This window comes from Mesorhizobium sp. EU05-FHT14A09 (assembly GCF_058790995.1).
In genome coordinates, this window is the sequence record NZ_JBYTDF010000004.1 from 400566 (window position 1) to 415329 (window position 14764).

The 14764-nt window shown below is 57.3% G+C and carries 12 protein-coding genes; 3 read left to right on the forward strand and 9 right to left on the reverse strand.

The genetic code is table 11. The features are described 5' to 3' along the window. Positions 1 to 16 precede the first annotated feature (16 nt). Positions 17 to 2140, reverse strand: a complete 2124-nt coding sequence (locus AC3WTO_RS16910; protein WP_492461902.1) for a hypothetical protein — start codon at positions 2138 to 2140, stop codon at positions 17 to 19. 100 nt (positions 2141 to 2240) lie between these two features. Continuing rightward, positions 2241 to 4100, reverse strand: coding sequence for a hypothetical protein (locus AC3WTO_RS16915; RefSeq protein WP_492461903.1), 1860 nt, complete (start codon positions 4098 to 4100; stop codon positions 2241 to 2243). A gap of 529 nt (positions 4101 to 4629) precedes the next feature. Between AC3WTO_RS16915 and AC3WTO_RS16920 the strand changes: the two genes are divergently transcribed. Next, on the forward strand, positions 4630 to 5112 hold the full coding sequence (locus AC3WTO_RS16920; RefSeq protein ID WP_492461904.1) for a hypothetical protein: 483 nt from the start codon (positions 4630 to 4632) through the stop codon (positions 5110 to 5112). Positions 5113 to 5580: 468 nt separating this feature from the next. On the opposite strand, the gene AC3WTO_RS16925 is transcribed toward AC3WTO_RS16920, so the two are convergent. Further along, positions 5581 to 6507 (reverse strand): DMT family transporter, encoded by a 927-nt coding sequence (locus tag AC3WTO_RS16925; protein ID WP_492461905.1) that lies wholly within the window; start codon positions 6505 to 6507, stop codon positions 5581 to 5583. 64 nt (positions 6508 to 6571) lie between these two features. Between AC3WTO_RS16925 and AC3WTO_RS16930 the strand changes: the two genes are divergently transcribed. Next, positions 6572 to 7453 carry a LysR substrate-binding domain-containing protein gene (locus tag AC3WTO_RS16930; protein ID WP_492461906.1) on the forward strand — a complete coding sequence of 294 codons (882 nt, stop codon included), beginning with the start codon at positions 6572 to 6574 and terminating at the stop codon, positions 7451 to 7453. A gap of 80 nt (positions 7454 to 7533) precedes the next feature. Here AC3WTO_RS16930 and AC3WTO_RS16935 read toward each other — a convergent pair whose 3' ends face one another. The 3 genes from AC3WTO_RS16935 to AC3WTO_RS16945 all read right to left on the reverse strand — a co-directional run bounded on the left by AC3WTO_RS16935 (position 7534) and on the right by AC3WTO_RS16945 (position 9903). Continuing rightward, the gene (locus AC3WTO_RS16935; RefSeq protein ID WP_492461908.1) at positions 7534 to 7863 is read right to left on the reverse strand and encodes an Lrp/AsnC ligand binding domain-containing protein; all 330 of its coding nucleotides are present in this window, start codon (positions 7861 to 7863) and stop codon (positions 7534 to 7536) included. Positions 7864 to 8172: 309 nt separating this feature from the next. After that, positions 8173 to 8952 carry an aldolase gene (locus AC3WTO_RS16940; RefSeq protein WP_492461909.1) on the reverse strand — a complete coding sequence of 260 codons (780 nt, stop codon included), beginning with the start codon at positions 8950 to 8952 and terminating at the stop codon, positions 8173 to 8175. Positions 8953 to 9000: 48 nt separating this feature from the next. After that, positions 9001 to 9903: a dihydrodipicolinate synthase family protein gene (locus AC3WTO_RS16945; RefSeq protein ID WP_492461910.1), complete on the reverse strand. Its 903-nt coding sequence runs from the start codon at positions 9901 to 9903 to the stop codon at positions 9001 to 9003. Between the two features lie 207 nt (positions 9904 to 10110). On the opposite strand from AC3WTO_RS16945, the gene pdxR reads away from it, so the two are divergent. Further along, positions 10111 to 11586, forward strand: coding sequence for a MocR-like pyridoxine biosynthesis transcription factor PdxR (pdxR, locus tag AC3WTO_RS16950; protein WP_492461911.1), 1476 nt, complete (start codon positions 10111 to 10113; stop codon positions 11584 to 11586). On the opposite strand, the gene AC3WTO_RS16955 is transcribed toward pdxR, so the two are convergent. From AC3WTO_RS16955 to AC3WTO_RS16965, 3 genes are read right to left on the reverse strand one after another with little or no spacing between them, the layout of a single operon-like run. After that, on the reverse strand, positions 11575 to 12663 hold the full coding sequence (locus AC3WTO_RS16955) for an aminotransferase-like domain-containing protein (protein ID WP_492461912.1): 1089 nt from the start codon (positions 12661 to 12663) through the stop codon (positions 11575 to 11577). The genes pdxR and AC3WTO_RS16955 overlap by 12 nt on opposite strands. Before the next feature lie 44 nt (positions 12664 to 12707). Continuing rightward, on the reverse strand, positions 12708 to 13706 hold the full coding sequence (cuyA, locus tag AC3WTO_RS16960; RefSeq protein ID WP_492461913.1) for a D-cysteate sulfo-lyase: 999 nt from the start codon (positions 13704 to 13706) through the stop codon (positions 12708 to 12710). Positions 13707 to 13734: 28 nt separating this feature from the next. After that, complete coding sequence (locus tag AC3WTO_RS16965) at positions 13735 to 14679, reverse strand: acetamidase/formamidase family protein (protein ID WP_492461914.1); 945 nt, start codon at positions 14677 to 14679, stop codon at positions 13735 to 13737. Between the last annotated feature and the right edge of the window lie 85 nt (positions 14680 to 14764).

Genomic DNA, 14764 nt, shown 5'->3' on the forward strand with positions numbered 1-14764 from the left:
CGACAAGTTGTTGGCCTTAGGAAACTACGGACTGCATGATGTCGCTGTGCCCGGGATGCACATCGAGTGGGTCCCTCAGATGCGAAACCGGGTCGCCTTGGACCTGGCCGGCCATATCGTCGCTCAGGAACACCACTGCCTCATTGACAAGATAGTCGGCGTTCCGTGTTTCCATCAGATGGTCGGTGCGGATAACATCGGTCTGAACCAGCAATTCATCCGTGTAGTGGTCGCCGCCGACATAGATCCTGCTGCCTGGATCGACATCGACGATCTGGGCCGAATTGACCAGAACATTGGAACCGGTGGTTATCGACCAATTGGCGTCCATGGCCTGACGGGCAGTGCCCATCGCCAGCGCGACTTCGTCGGCGTCGCCGAGCACATTGGTCTGATGGATGTATTGCAGGTCGTAGATGTTGCCCGAGATATAAAGAACTTTGAGGCCAGGCAGGCCGAGGAAGGCGCTGTCGTTCAACACGTCTGGAGAAAGCGTCTTGTTGCCGTTGGCAAATTCCTGGATCGCGTGCAGGAAGCTGTTCGGCAATCCCTCTGCTGCAGCGGTGCCGATTGAAGTGATGCTGGCGCTGTTCCACAAAAGGTTGTCACCGGTCATCACCGAGCCATGACCGAAAGTGTGAAACCCGGCCACCGCTCCCACGATGTCGTCGTCAAGAAGCACGTTCGTCTGGGATATTATGTTCGCGTCGTAGTAGTTTCCGCCGATCAGCACGAGGTCGTAGCTTCTGCCGATATCGGTGATCGAGAGGCCGTTGAACGCCTGGTTCCCACCGGTGCCGACCTGTGTCGTTACTCCGAAGGAAGCGGAAACGACTGCGGTGTCGTGATCTAGGACGAAATTGAGTTGCTGTATCCAGTTCAGGGAAATGAAGTCACCGCTGATCTCGGTGACAACCCAACTGCGTGGAAATCCAGCGGCTGCGTGATCGTCAGCCCCGACTTCAGTTCCAGCGTCGATACGCACCATCTCGGCGATGTTATAGGCTGAGGTGACCGCCTGATGCGCTGCGGCGTTCCAGCCGTTCACGCTCGACCCGATCGCATCGGAGTCACTCCACGCATTGATCTGGATGATGGCATCGAGCGAAAAATGATTGCCGGCCACCGCAAAGACCCCACCGGTGAGCGCGGCGTTGATCACTGTTGCGGAATTGACCAGGGCGTTGCCGCCGGTGCTGAGCTCTACCGAGGGAACTGCCGGCAATAGTCCCTCTCCGTAGACGGTGCCGCCGGTGACTGTCGACCCGATATTGCCGCCATTCGCATCGCTGGTGGACACAGTCCCCGCCGATTCATGGAGAAGTGGGGATGCCGCAGGAAGCTTGTCATCCAGTTCCGGCTTTTCCGCCACCTGCCCGTTGACATATGTCCCGCCTCCAACCGGGTCGGTGACGACCGAGACATGCGCGTAGACCGAAATGCCGTCGGCATCATCAGGGGCGTTGCCCGACGTGTCCGGGGCAGGTTCCTGCGCCATCTTGCTGGCTGCCTCGGCAAAGCGGTTGAGCGACGCCGCCGTGTCGGTGATGAACGTACCGATGTCCGCGGGGTTGTCCAACGATAGCGGCTGGATCGGAAGCAATTGCAGTGCGTCGTGATGCAGCGTTTCGAGAACGAGGTTCGGCGAACCGATCGGATGGAAATCGATGCTTCCGGCACCGACATTGACGAAATCATTGTCGAAAAGGGTGTTGATCTGCGCGACATGCACAGCGACCGATCCGACGGGTTGGAGCTTGAAGGCCGAAGCGCCGGAATGGGCCGTGTGATGCGCCGCGAGAGAAAGGTGCGGTGCAAGCGCAAGGTAATCCGGATAAACCACCGGCGGCACCTCGGCACCGATCGGGATCCCCATCCGGACGTAAGCCAGGTGGGTGAGCATGGACTGCGTTTCGAGCTCCGGGCCCGCTGGAACATAGTGCAGACCCGGATCGGGGTTGTTGAAATCATAGTGAGATCGAAATGCGATCGGCAGATGTTCGTCCGGCTGCGCCGGATCCGATGGCACCTGCCGGGCTTTGAACTCAAGGTAATTGTCGCGCAAACGCGCCTGTTCCGCTGCAATGTGGAACAACCCTACGAAGTGGGCGATCGCCTCGCTTATCCTATCCAAATACACGGAGCCGTCCTTCCAACTTCCGCCACGTCCTCCCCGCCGACAGGCGGTTGGCGGCTACGCGGCAGAAGCCGCGTAGCCGCCGTTCGTGCTTGCACCGTACTCAGGAATCGTCGCCGCTATTCATGCTGTCGTAGTTCCCGCCGACAATCGTCTGGCTGAGCAGGTTTTCCATCAGATTGGCGCCCGTGACGATACTCTGGTTGAAGGCGCTGGTGTCGACGGCGGCATCAGCGTGGGCTTGCGACAGGCCGTTGACATAGCTGTCATGGCCGTTGTTGGACCCCCACATGCCGCCATCACCACCATCACCGCCGGCTCCGTTCGTTACGATACCGCCTGCGCCGCCGGCGCCGCCATTGCCGCCGGTCGCAGCGCCACCGGTGCCGTCGCCGCCGGTCGGCACCACGATCGTGTCACCGCCCCAGGCGAAACCGCCAATCCCACCGGCGCCGCCGAGACCAGCGCCGATGCCTGATCCAGAGCCATGACCGGCACCGAGGCCGAGCGCAGACGCGTCGCCGCCGTCGCCGGCAGTGCCACCCATGCCGCCATCGCCGCTATTACCGCCAATGCCAGTACCCAGTCCAAGCGAGTAGGCGCCACCGCCATCACCCGAATTCGCATTGCCGCTATCGCCGCCAAGGCCGCCGCCGAGGCCCAGACCGCTCGCATCGCCGCTGTCGCCACCCGAGGCATTGCCGCTGTCACCACCAGTGCCTGTAGCAGAGCCGCTACCTGAACCAGTGCCACTACCACCTGAACCTCCTGCAGCATCCGCGGCATCGCCGGCAATTCCGACGCCTATACCGAGCAAGCCCAGCCCGAGACCGCCGGCGTCACCACCGGTGCTGGCGGCATCACCACCACCACCACCGGTACCCGCGCCGGAGCCGGTACCCGTGCCTGAACCATCACCGGCGTCGCCGCTGTTGCCGTTGCCGGCATTGCCGCTGCCGGCTGCGCCAAAGCCAAGACCCGCCGCATCGCCACCATCGCCCGAATCCGCATTACCGCTGTTCCCGGCTGTCGCCGTGGAGGCACCCGAACCGGAACCGGAACCACCATTGCCATTGGAATCGCCACCGTCGGCGTTTCCGCCTGCAGCACCTGCCGCACCGGCGAGCCCCAACCCGACGCCGAGCCCGAGTCCAAGGCCGAAGCCAGTTCCGGAACCGCCGGATCCGCCAGCGCCGCCAGCCGCGTCACCGCCGCGTGCCACAGCGGCCGCATCGCCGCCGAAACCGAAACCACCGAGATTGTGGCCGTTGCCGCCATCGCCGCCATTGGCGTGGCCGGAGCCGCCGCCACCACCGCCGCCACCACCAGCCGTGAGGCCATCACCAGACCGGGCGTTGCCGCCAGTGGCGTCGCCATTCTGCTCGAAGGTACCGGTATTCGAAACCGATGCGCTTTCGATCGAGTCGTCGTCGCTCAGATTGTTGACCTGGGCGAGCGAAACTGCGGTGTCGTTGCCTTCGCCGTTGAGCGAGCCGTTCAGGAAATCGTTGAACGAGGCGCCGTCGCCTGGATTGTAGAAGATCTGGCCATCGTGATTGACCAACAGCTTGTCGATCTGTGCGCCCCTGTCGAGCTTGATATCGGCAAAATCATCGTCGCTCGGCCGATAGCCGGAAAGGTCCAGTCCCACATCCACGTTCACATGCGTGGTGCTCGTGTTGGTGTTCGAGTTCGTGTTGGTACTCGAATTCGAATTGGTGTTCGTGCTTTCGTTGATGGCTTTGTTCAGATTGGCATTGCCATTCAGGTTGAGATTTCCATTTCCATTGCCATTGCCGTTTTCATTGCTGGAATAGCTGGATTGATGCTGGCCTTGACCCTGGCCTTGCCCTTGAGCTTCTGCCTGAAGCTGGGCTTGAGCTTCGCTCTGTTCCTGGTCCTGTTCCTGACTGGGATCGAGCGGGAAAAACGTCGAGTGTTGGGAAGAGTTTCTGGGAGCCATGGTTCCATCTCGTGGGTTAGGCCGATCCAGCGTGACCCCGCTCATCTTTCAAGAGGTCTTAGGCCGCATCGGCGGTTGCAGATCAGGGCAGTCGCACCTCCAGTACTCGGAACAAAGCAGTCGCCACGGATCAAAACGCTCTGGAAGCAAGACCCCCCTCGGAAACGGCATCATCCTCATTCAGCGAAATGGAAGATCAGGCTGAACATCGTTCGGGAGCTTCGACGCTAAAAACAGGAAAGCCGTGCCCCTGACATTTCGAGGCGCGGACAGTCTGTGACCGCAGCGAACCGGCGCCTAGATATGCGTTGGAGCTAATTCACGGCGCCAAATTGATGAAAAACCCACGCCTGGCCGGCGATATTCAACCAGGCACACAGCCTATTGGTCGATCCCGTACCGCCAAGGGGGAGACCTCGATCACCTCCATCGACCACACCTTCCGGAGGAGGACGCAGCGTGGTTGAACAGGACAGGAGCATGATGCACAGAATAGTGGTGTCGAAAGGCGATGACGCGGGGATCGAGAATGGACGACTTCCAGCGAATACTACTTCTGATTGGGCGTCTGAATTACACATGGACGAACACGGAAAGCCTGCTCATCCACCTGATCGCCGGCTTGGCGAAGGTGGACAAGGAGACTGCCATCGTCATATTCCTGACGCTCAACACGACGCGTGCAAGGATCGATCTCGTCGAGCGGCTTACGAAGATGAAGAAAACCCCCAGCAAACATCGGGAAGAAATTCTTCCACTTCTCCAGCGGCTCAATGAGCAATCCAAATTGCGGAACAAATACAATCACTGCATCTATTCCTTCGACAGCAAGGGAGATATCTCCCATACGCATCTGATGCGCATCTTTGATGGCAAAGATTCAATAAAATACGGGAAAATCGAAGCGATGAACGATACGGAAATCGCCAGAATTTCCGAGTGTATCGACGATGTTGCTGAGGTGAACAAGGGGATATGGGACGTCGTGCGCACCAATGGATTCCCGCAGTAAGTTCCCTCCCCTGAGCCTAGGCCCCTGTAAACAGACCAGCCAATCCTGTCCGACTATTTCATCAGAACTCCGTCGCCAACTGCTCCCATTGAGATGTGTCGTTTCATCGTCTGCCGATAGACATAGCGCGTCAGATGCGTGCTCACGCGTACGAACCGTACTCGGCAAATTCCGCGTACGTTCAAGGCACGGCCAGTTGCGGGTCGAAACGAGTTCCCACTCGTGTATGCACTGTTTCAAATACGGTGGATCTTGGCGAACCGCCCTCTAGCGACTGGAAAAAACGATAATGGTGGGCCCGGAGGGTGTCGCTTGGGCAAGAAAATCAATGGTTTGGTGGCTGGTTAGGCAGCCCGTATCCTTCATACGATCTCGTATGGTTAGGCGAACCAAAGGATCAAAACCGGGAATGACTTCGAATTGATGGCAGCCGAACTGGTGGCGGAGGAGCCGCCACATGTTTGAAGGCTACTTGCCGGAACCCGGAGATGGTTCGCCTATCGCTGCCCTGAACGCCAAGTCTTTCTTCTTGCCGCGCTTGTTAACGATGAAGACGCCCACAAGGATGAGCAAACCACCAAGCATCGTGCTTGTTTGGGGTGCTTCGGATGCGACAACCCAAGAAATCAACATCGCCAGTGGAGCGACCAGGTAGAGAAAATTTCCGGCACGCGCGACGCCAAAATGCCCAAGTGCGTAGGCCCAGCACACCAAGCCGATGGCCGTTGGAAAGACGCCAAGAAAAACAATCCAGGCGCGTATTTCTATCGAGGCACTGCTCGTCTGTATCAACGCCTCGGGTAGCCATGGAATCAAGGTGACCGCTGCAGCGATGAATGTGATTGCGGTCACGTGAAGAGCTCCGTAGCGCGCGACCAGTCCGCGTTGCAGAGTGAAACCGCTCGCCGAGCACAATGCGGCTGCGAGCACAAAAGTGGCTCCCTGACTCCAGCTCAAGCCTCCGGACTGCGCGCTTGCGATCAGCGCAATCCCAAGAATGCACAATATGGTCCCGGCCCAAGCCAGGAGCGGAAATTTCTCCTTGAGCAGCAGTACAGCGAATGTGGCCATCCAAAGGGATTCAGTCTTGATCAGAAAACTTGCGGCACCCGCCGCGACAGTTTGTTCGCCGAAGTTCAGAAGAACACTGTAGCCAACCCCGATTATGCCGCAGATGGCGCAAATCAAAGTGTCTTTGAAGGGCATGCGTGTTGGGCGCCTCCAGATCAGCCAGAGCACCGCCAGCAGCGCGGCGATGGCATAGCGTATCGACGCGAGCGGCAACGGCTGCAATTGCGTCAACGCAAGCTTGATTGCCGGAAATGCAGTCGCCCAGACGAATATCGTCGCAGAGACAGCAAGCGAAGGCATGAATGAGGTGCGGGGCTGGGTCATGGCAAGGATATTAAGACGGATGGAAGCCTTGACATAGAACGCTGAAATATCATGAGCTGTGAAAATGGATCACACCTTTCCATCATTCGATGCTCTGCAAACCGTTCTGTCGGCTAGCCGCACAGGCTCATTTTCAAGCGCCGCAGAAGACCTCGATATTACACACGGGGCCGTCAGCCGACGCGTTACATCGGTGGAAGAGTGGGCAGGAACGCCTCTATTTGAGCGACACGGGCGAGGTGTCCGTCTGACAGTCGAAGGCCAGCGTCTCGTTCGGTTGTTCGAACAAGCGTTCGAGCTGCTTGAGAGCGGCGCGGCCGAATGGCGGGAAAACCGGGGACCGGAGACGATCAGGATCAGCGTCCTACCGTCTTTCGCTCGTCTCTGGATCCTGCCAAATCTGCCAGCCCTAGAGGGCATCGAGATGCGACTGGAACTGGAGCTCGATCGCCGCTTTGCACAACTGACCGAGGTGGATATCGCCATTCGCTACGGCCGAGGAGACTGGAAAGATGGCGTGTCAGCGCCGCTTTTTGACGAGCTTCTCATTCCGGCCGCTTCGCCAGAGATCGCCAATGCGCTTGGTGAAGACCCGACAGTCGCTTCGATCCTCGGATGTCCGCTGCTTCACGATGCATATCCGGACTCCTGGCGCCTTTGGCTCGGCGAGCGAGGGCATCGCTACAGGCCACGTGTGCAGGACAGACGATTTCCAGATTATGACCTCTGCCTGCATGCCGCTGCCGCGGGTGGCGGTTTAGTTCTCTTGCGACGGCCCTATGGGGAAGTGTTTGTACGAGAAGGACGGCTGGTTCCACTATCCAATGACGCCACGATCAGCCCGATGAGGTTCTATGCAGTAACCGAGCGAGGTCCTAAACGTCACGCGGTTCGATTGCTGATCCACCGCCTTATGGCTTTGTCTAGGCTGGATACCAGAAGTTGATCACACATCCTGGCACCTGGGTACGGCCATACGTGCTCACCAAACAAGGAACGGATCTGGTCAAACGATGCTGCCGAAGGTCAAAAAACTTTGACGTTCCGCAGCGAAACGGTTGACCTAATTCTTTTCATTCTTGGCAGCCTGGTAATTACATCCCTGTGTATGCGTGTGAAATCCTCGAACGATTTAGACACGACAACCAGCATGTAGTGGGCGGCTCCCGATATCGCGTAGCATTGATGGATTTCCGCATGGGAGTTAACTGCACACTCAAATCTGGCGACACTAGGCTCTGAGAGATCCATCAGAGTGACTTCTACAAAGGTGGCAGCGACCTCCAGCCGGTTTTCTGCGAGCGAGGATTGGCTGTTTGTCGCAAGGAAACCTTGTTTTGTTCGACGTTTTTCCATGCGCTTTCAGCTGGTTTCAGCGGGGACGAGCGTTGCGCAAAAATGACCGAGCAGCTGCATGTTCCCATGAACGCATGCAGATGTCAGCGTATCACATACCTTGAAGGCGGCCTGCTCGTTCAATGAAGGCAGGTCGATGCTGGCGTCAGCCGCAAAAGTCTGAAGCCAACACAAAGCTCGCGATTTTATCACGGGCGTTGCCGTCAGAGCGTCTGGCGGCACACGGCACGGCAGATGCTTAGACATCCGCTTCAAGCGTAGCTGTCAGATACGCTTGCCTTCGTTTGATGCGATGGCCCTTCCGCCAAATTAGGCAGAGATTGAGACTGACATCGCGCGTGTCTGACGGCACCAATATTCAAAGGTCGCATTTACGATCGAGGGCTTCAACAAATAGTCATGCGCTTCGCGAGCAAGCGCATCATCCACCTGGGTAAGTGGACCAAATGCCCGCGCCCGCACTTGCATACGGGCGGCGCGCTCGAGATAGACCGACAGATAAGTGGCCTCCTCGACCGACTTACCTGCTGTCAGATAGCCGTGATGCGCAAGGATGATCGCACGCTTGTTGCCGAGGGCCTCCGAGATGATGACGCCTTCTTGGTCGGCAATCGGAACACCTGGCCAATCGGCAAGAAACGCACAGTCGTCGTGCAAGGGCGTCATATCCATCTGAGAGATCACCAGGGGTTGGCGCGCTGCAGCCAATGCCGACGCCCAGGGCGAGTGAGTGTGTATGATCGAGTTTACATCCGGGCGCGCGTCATAAACCCAAAGGTGGAACCGGGTGGCAGGATTGGGCATGCCATTTCCGGTCAAGGTATTAAGATCGGCATCGACCTCGATGAAATCGTCCGGCGTCGCTTCATCGAAGCCCAATCCGAACCGGAGTGTCCAATAGGCCTTCGGCCGCTCCGAACGGGCTGTAAGCTGCCCAGCGAGGCCTGCTTCCTGCTCTGTCAGGGCCAGAATTCGCGCCGAATATGCGAGCGTTTCCTGTATGCTACGCTTGCTGCCCTGGAGATGCTTCTTCATCTCCCGGGTCGCACGATCGTCGAAATACTTCTTATCCCTAAGCTGCTGTGTCACGCTTGATGCTCCAGAACAATTCGTTTCGATTTTAAAAGGGGTTGCCCGCTATCGCGCGATGTCCGCCGGCAGTTGTGCGAGCACTTCGTGCAGGCGCTTTGTTGCTATGTCCGACAACCCTTGAAGCGGCTTCGGAAGAGGTGTTCGGTTCACGCCGATATGCTCAGCAATCGCGTAGACGGTTCGGACACTCGAAAATTCTTTGAAGAGGTCGAATAGGGGAGAGAGCACCTTCGCCAGTTGGCGCCCTTCCTCAACATCACCGCCCTGTATCGCCTTGACGAGCCGCAAGCATGCGTCGGGAAAGATGCCAGCGAGCACGCTGTGCCAGATATCAGCTCCGGCAATCAACGCCTCCGTTGTGCTCCAGTCGCCGCTGTATCCGAGAGAAAAGCCCTGAGGAACAACCTTGCGCAAAGAAGCAAGGTGGCCCGCAATCTCCGATGGAGATTGCGCCGGGCTTTTGAGCGCGACGACACCATCGACCTCTGCGAGGCGACGGACGAGATCCACCGTAAAACGGAAATGGGTCGTGCCCGGATTATCATAGATGCAGATCGGAAGACCGCTTTCACGCGCTACCGTCGCGTAGTGATCGAACACTTCGTCTTCGGTCAAAGGTTGATATGAAACGGGCGCAAGCAGCCCGGCTCTAGCCCCCATCGCTTCAGCGTCCTGCGCCAGCTTTACCACTTGATCGGTACGGAGAGCACCAATCCCGACCATGATTGGGACTTGCGATCCGACCTCATCAAACGCTGCCTCAATAGCCCGCCGCCGCTCCTCACGAGTCAGATAGGCGTAGCTGCCCGTACTGCCCAGGACGGTGATTGAACCAACCCGCGCATCGCGAAGGCGACCAATCAAAGATCGGAACGCGGCTGCATCGACAGTCCCGGACTCGTCCATGGGCGTTATGGGGTACGCCGAAAGCCCTTGCGGCAGTATCATTTCTACAAATTCCTCATTTACGACCAAATAAACTTCACATTGGTCTGGATAGACCGTCAAATCCCCAGCAGATACTGAAATGCGATCCTACTTGATCCGGAAGACAGCATCATTTACTCGCGCGATCATTGACTTGCTTCGCGAACATATTACGCTACTGGATGATACAAAACGTCCAGTTTTGACAATTCATAACAGGCCAGTTTGATGAAACGCGATGCGCGAGCGGGCGCAATGGGTGCCCGGAAAATCTACGAAGCCCTTCGGGATCAAATCGTAAGCGGCGTCTATGGTTATGATGGACTTCTGCCATCCTCGCGGGCTCTCGCCGCTGAGCTCGCCGTATCCAGAACAACCGTCACAGCCGCGTATGAACAATTGAGTGCTGAAGGCTTCATCGATGTCCGCCAGGGTGCGCGGCCGTGTGTAGCGCCAGCGGTAGTCGACAAAGGTGACGCAGTACAACTGAGCCGGGCGGGTGGTCCGACACGCCTGTCAAACTATGGCGACAGGCTGAAGAGCATCGTACCGCGCTATCAGGAGCGACGGCCTAACCTGATTGTCGACTTTAAGTATGGCGACCTGGCGCTCAGCGACTTACCTGCCCTGGCATGGAAACGAGTCGTGATTGCCACGATGGCAAGCTCTCCTGACCGCCTGAGTTACAGTGACCCCAAAGGTTCGCGACGCCTGCGCATCGCGCTCCAGGGATATTTGTGGCGTGCAAGGATGCTGCGCTGTGACCCGGAACAAATCATCATCGTGAACGGCTCGCAGCAAGGGCTGGATATCTGCGCCAGGCTTCTGCTCAACGAGGAGGACAGCTTTGTCGTCGAGAACCCATGCTACACCAGTGCCCGATATGTGTTCAGCGCGACCGGAGCAAAACTTATTGCGATAAACGTTGACAAGGACGGTCTGGAAACACAGCTCCTCGCGGGCCAGGACGCCAGGCTTGCCTACGTTACCCCATCGCATCAGTATCCGCTGGGCGGCGTCATGCCAATCGGCCGGCGTCACCACCTGCTCTCCTGGGCCCGCAAGCAGGACGCATACATCATCGAAGACGACTACGACGGTGAATATCGCTATGATATCAACCCGGTGCCGCCACTGTACGGCCTGGAGAGCGACGAAAACGTCATCTATCTGGGCACGATTTCCAAGACCCTTTCACCCGCCCTGCGTCTTGGCTATCTAGTTGTGCCGTCCCAGTTGCAAGATGCGTTTGCCCTGGCGAAGCAGCTTACCGACAGACATACCCCGACGATGGAACAGGAAGCTCTCGCCGCTTTGATGGAAAGTGGTGGCTATGAGGCTCACGTTCGGCGTGTCCGCCGGAGAAATGGCGAGCGCCGGGAGGTTCTTTTGAATGCCCTGCGTGCAAACTTTGGCGACCGTATCATCATTGAAGGTGCCGATGCCGGGTTGCACATCGTTGTGTGGTTCCGCGACTTCCAAAGTTCATTGGAGGATGACTTGGTCGAAGCCGCCCTGGAGCGATCCGTGGGCGTTTATTCCGTGACCTCGTTGTACCAGCCTGACCATTTCACCGCACGTCCAGATCACGCAGGCCTCGTTCTGGGATATGCTGCGCTCAATACGAACCGGATAGAGCGTGGCATTCGGTTGATGGGTCAAGCTTTCGACGTGGTTCGCAAGCGCAAGGGTTTATCGACGTAGGCCCACCGCGCGTTCCAGCGCGCTGAAAATCCGGGGATCCTTCAACAGTGCAGCATTGAAACGAAGGAAGTTGCCTGCGGTCTGGGAACTGCTGAAGGCGTTTCCAGGCGCCAGGATAACCGCCTCCTCTGCGCATTTGCTTGCTATCAGGGTTGAATCGCATCCGTCCGGGAGGCGGCACCACAAAAAGAACCCGCCCGTTGGAATGCACCATGGGACAATGCCGAGCGGCGCAAGCCGAGAAATAGCGGCTTCCCTGTCCAAGGCCAAGCGGTCGCGCAGGACAGACATGTACCTCCAGTAGGCTGCGTTTGAGAGTACGTCGGAAACAACCTCAGCAGCAACGGGACATGCACCAAGGGCGCCGGTTGCAGCCTGGAGATTGAGGAGGCTTTCGATCCAATGTTTCCTGGCAGCAATATAGCCGCAACGGACGGATGGCGAGATGGTTTTCGAAAAGCTTCCGACACGAATGACTCCCTGCAAGCCATCCAGGGCAGCCAGACGAGGCGAGCGTTTCAGTTCGAAGTCGGCAAAAACATCATTCTCAACGATCAAGACATCATGCGCTGCGGCCAGACTGACGACTTTGTGCGCAACACGTGGCGAGAGGCTTGCGCCCGTTGGATTATGGATCGCCGTGTTGGTGATATAGATTTTTGGCTTCTCGGAAATCAACGTTGCTTGGAAAGCAACCGTATCGGGGCCTACGGGAGTATATGGAACTCCTACTATTCGAACCTGATGCGTTCGAAGCAGCGGGAGAAGACTGCGGCAGCAAGGATCATCAACAAGGACAGTGTCGCCAGGATCGAGGAGATGGCGGCATAGAAAATCCAGGGCCTGCATGCAGGATCCCGTCAGTATGACTTGGTCAAGAACCGCCTCAACACCTTCCCTGCTCAAACGGGCCAGCAGGATTTTCCGGAGTGTCGCCGACCCGTAGCCATCTTCCTGACGGGCGTGAATGCCATCGCCTGCACACCTGATGTTTTGGGCCGCACGTCTCAGTGCGTGAACTGGCATGGTTTCGACTGGCAACCAGCCAGAGCCCGAATCGAGAGGCATTGGAAACATTTTACAGCAATATCAAAATGATAATCTCATCCTGCTATGTGCTCTTACCTACCCATTATTTCTTCATAACCAAACAGCGAGGCGGCTCCGCCGGTGTGAAGAAACACGATCCTGTCCTCACGTCTGAAGCGGCCACGCCGACAATAATCGATCAGTCCAGCGGCACTCTTTCCCGAGTACACCGGATCCAATATCACCCCTTCAAGCTGAGCAAACATCCGCAGGGCCTCCAGCGTGTCTTCGCCGGGTACGCCATAACCGGGACCTACGTAATTGCTGTCGGTCACCACGTCATTGCGCGTCAGCGCATCTGACTCTCCGACCAAACGCGAGGTCTCGACTGCGAGATTGAACACATTCTCCTGCTGCACAGTCCTGGCCTGCTTCACGCTTATTCCGGTTACGCGAATTCCGGCACTTGCAGCCTTGAATCCCACAATCAGTCCCGCCTGAGTTCCACAACTTCCGGTAGCCATGACCAGATTGTCGATCGACAACTGCCGATCGCGTGCTTGCAAGACAAGTTCCAATGCACAGTCGACATAGCCTAATGCACCCAGCGCGTTCGAACCGCCCACTGGGATGGCAAAAACCTTGCGCCCTTGCTTTGCGAGCCTTTCCGACAATGCAGTCAGCTCGACATGGATATCGGCTTCGGGAGCACAATACTCGACGGTCGCGCCAAGAAGGTGGTTCAAAAGCACGTTTCCGTTGCTGTGGTAGACTGTGCCTTGCAACCCCGTTCGATCTTGAAGGAGGATATGACAGCCCATCCCCAGTTTGGAGGCAAAGGCCGCAGTCTGCCGCACATGGTTCGACTGGATGCCGCCGCAGGTGACTACCGTGTCGGCCTGCACGGCTTGCGCTTCCGCCATCAGAAATTCCAGCTTCCGGGTCTTGTTGCCGCCGGTGGAGAGACCCGTACAGTCATCACGCTTGATCCAGATTTCGGGACCGCCCAGTTCCCTTGAAAGGCGGTCCAGTCGCTCCAATGGGGTGGGCAAATGAGCAAGCGAGATACGAGGAAAGCCGAACAGATTCATCGCGGAACTCCCAAATCGGACCTGGGCCTCAGCGGAATACGATGCGAGGAAAGTAGAACGACACCACCCAGTTCGGTCGGTTCACGACTGCGCTCACGCGAAGGTCACCACAGACAGAACACAACATGTATGCGTCCATTGGATTGAGACCGTGCTGAGCAGCCAACAGATCGATCATCCGCATAACCGCTTCGCGAGCGCCGACCATCAAGTCAGGGCCGATACCAGTGGTGATCTCGTAACCCTCGGCATCAAGATGCCGCGTCACCGGTCCGGGCGTCACACACCGCGGTGCCTGGAGCTTCGCTCCCTTGACGACATTTATCCGGATTTCGACATCCATTTGGGTTTCGATCGCGGATCCGGCAATTTCCCCATCACCTTGTGCCGCATGCGTGTCTCCGATGGACAGCAGGGCACCATCCACTTCGACTGGCAGGTATAGAGTGGCTCCTGCCGTGAGATCGCGAATGTCGATGTTGCCCCCGACATTGCGGGGAGGAACAACGGAGTGGACCCCAGATTCGGATGGCGCGACACCAACCGTGCCAGCAAAGGCCTTGAGCGGAACTTTACCGCCAGGCCCATAAGCACAAGGCTTCATGCTGACCGCATCGTAGTTCCAGAAATAGAGCGCTGGATCCTTGAATTGATCCGAAAGCAAACCAAAGCCCGGGATGTTACCACTCCAGCCTCTTCCCGAAGGATGATACTTAAGGAAAGTGACTTCCAGGGCGTCGCCAGGTTCCGCGCCTTCGACGTAGACTGGTCCAGTCAATGGGTTGATTTTGCTGAAATCAAAACTGGCGATAGTGTCCACGGTTGAATCAGCGTTTATCAATCCACCGGACGAGTCCAAACACTGGAATAAAATGGTTTCTCCCGGCTTCGCTATCAATTCAGGAGCGTGATCGCGACACCAACCAAAATTATACTGATGCCTATGTATCGTATGAGTGCACGATATACACATGCCACACCCCTCCAGAGCAAAATCAAAGAACAGAGAAAGTAACGGCACGCGGAAATTGTTTATCCGTAATTTGCCGCCCGATATT

Excerpts from the sequence above, each read along its gene's own strand:
- AC3WTO_RS16935 (WP_492461908.1), bottom strand. The coding sequence starts at position 7,863 with ATGGAAAAACGTCGAACAAAACAAGGTTTCCTTGCGACAAACAGCCAA.
- AC3WTO_RS16955 (WP_492461912.1), bottom strand. The coding sequence starts at position 12,663 with ATGTTTCCAATGCCTCTCGATTCGGGCTCTGGCTGGTTGCCAGTCGAA.
- AC3WTO_RS16930 (WP_492461906.1), top strand. The coding sequence starts at position 6,572 with ATGGATCACACCTTTCCATCATTCGATGCTCTGCAAACCGTTCTGTCG.
- AC3WTO_RS16925 (WP_492461905.1), bottom strand. The coding sequence starts at position 6,507 with ATGACCCAGCCCCGCACCTCATTCATGCCTTCGCTTGCTGTCTCTGCG.
- AC3WTO_RS16945 (WP_492461910.1), bottom strand. The coding sequence starts at position 9,903 with ATGATACTGCCGCAAGGGCTTTCGGCGTACCCCATAACGCCCATGGAC.
- pdxR (WP_492461911.1), top strand. The coding sequence starts at position 10,111 with ATGAAACGCGATGCGCGAGCGGGCGCAATGGGTGCCCGGAAAATCTAC.
- cuyA (WP_492461913.1), bottom strand. The coding sequence starts at position 13,706 with ATGAATCTGTTCGGCTTTCCTCGTATCTCGCTTGCTCATTTGCCCACC.
- AC3WTO_RS16915 (WP_492461903.1), bottom strand. The coding sequence starts at position 4,100 with ATGGCTCCCAGAAACTCTTCCCAACACTCGACGTTTTTCCCGCTCGAT.
- AC3WTO_RS16965 (WP_492461914.1), bottom strand. The coding sequence starts at position 14,679 with ATGTGTATATCGTGCACTCATACGATACATAGGCATCAGTATAATTTT.
- AC3WTO_RS16920 (WP_492461904.1), top strand. The coding sequence starts at position 4,630 with ATGGACGACTTCCAGCGAATACTACTTCTGATTGGGCGTCTGAATTAC.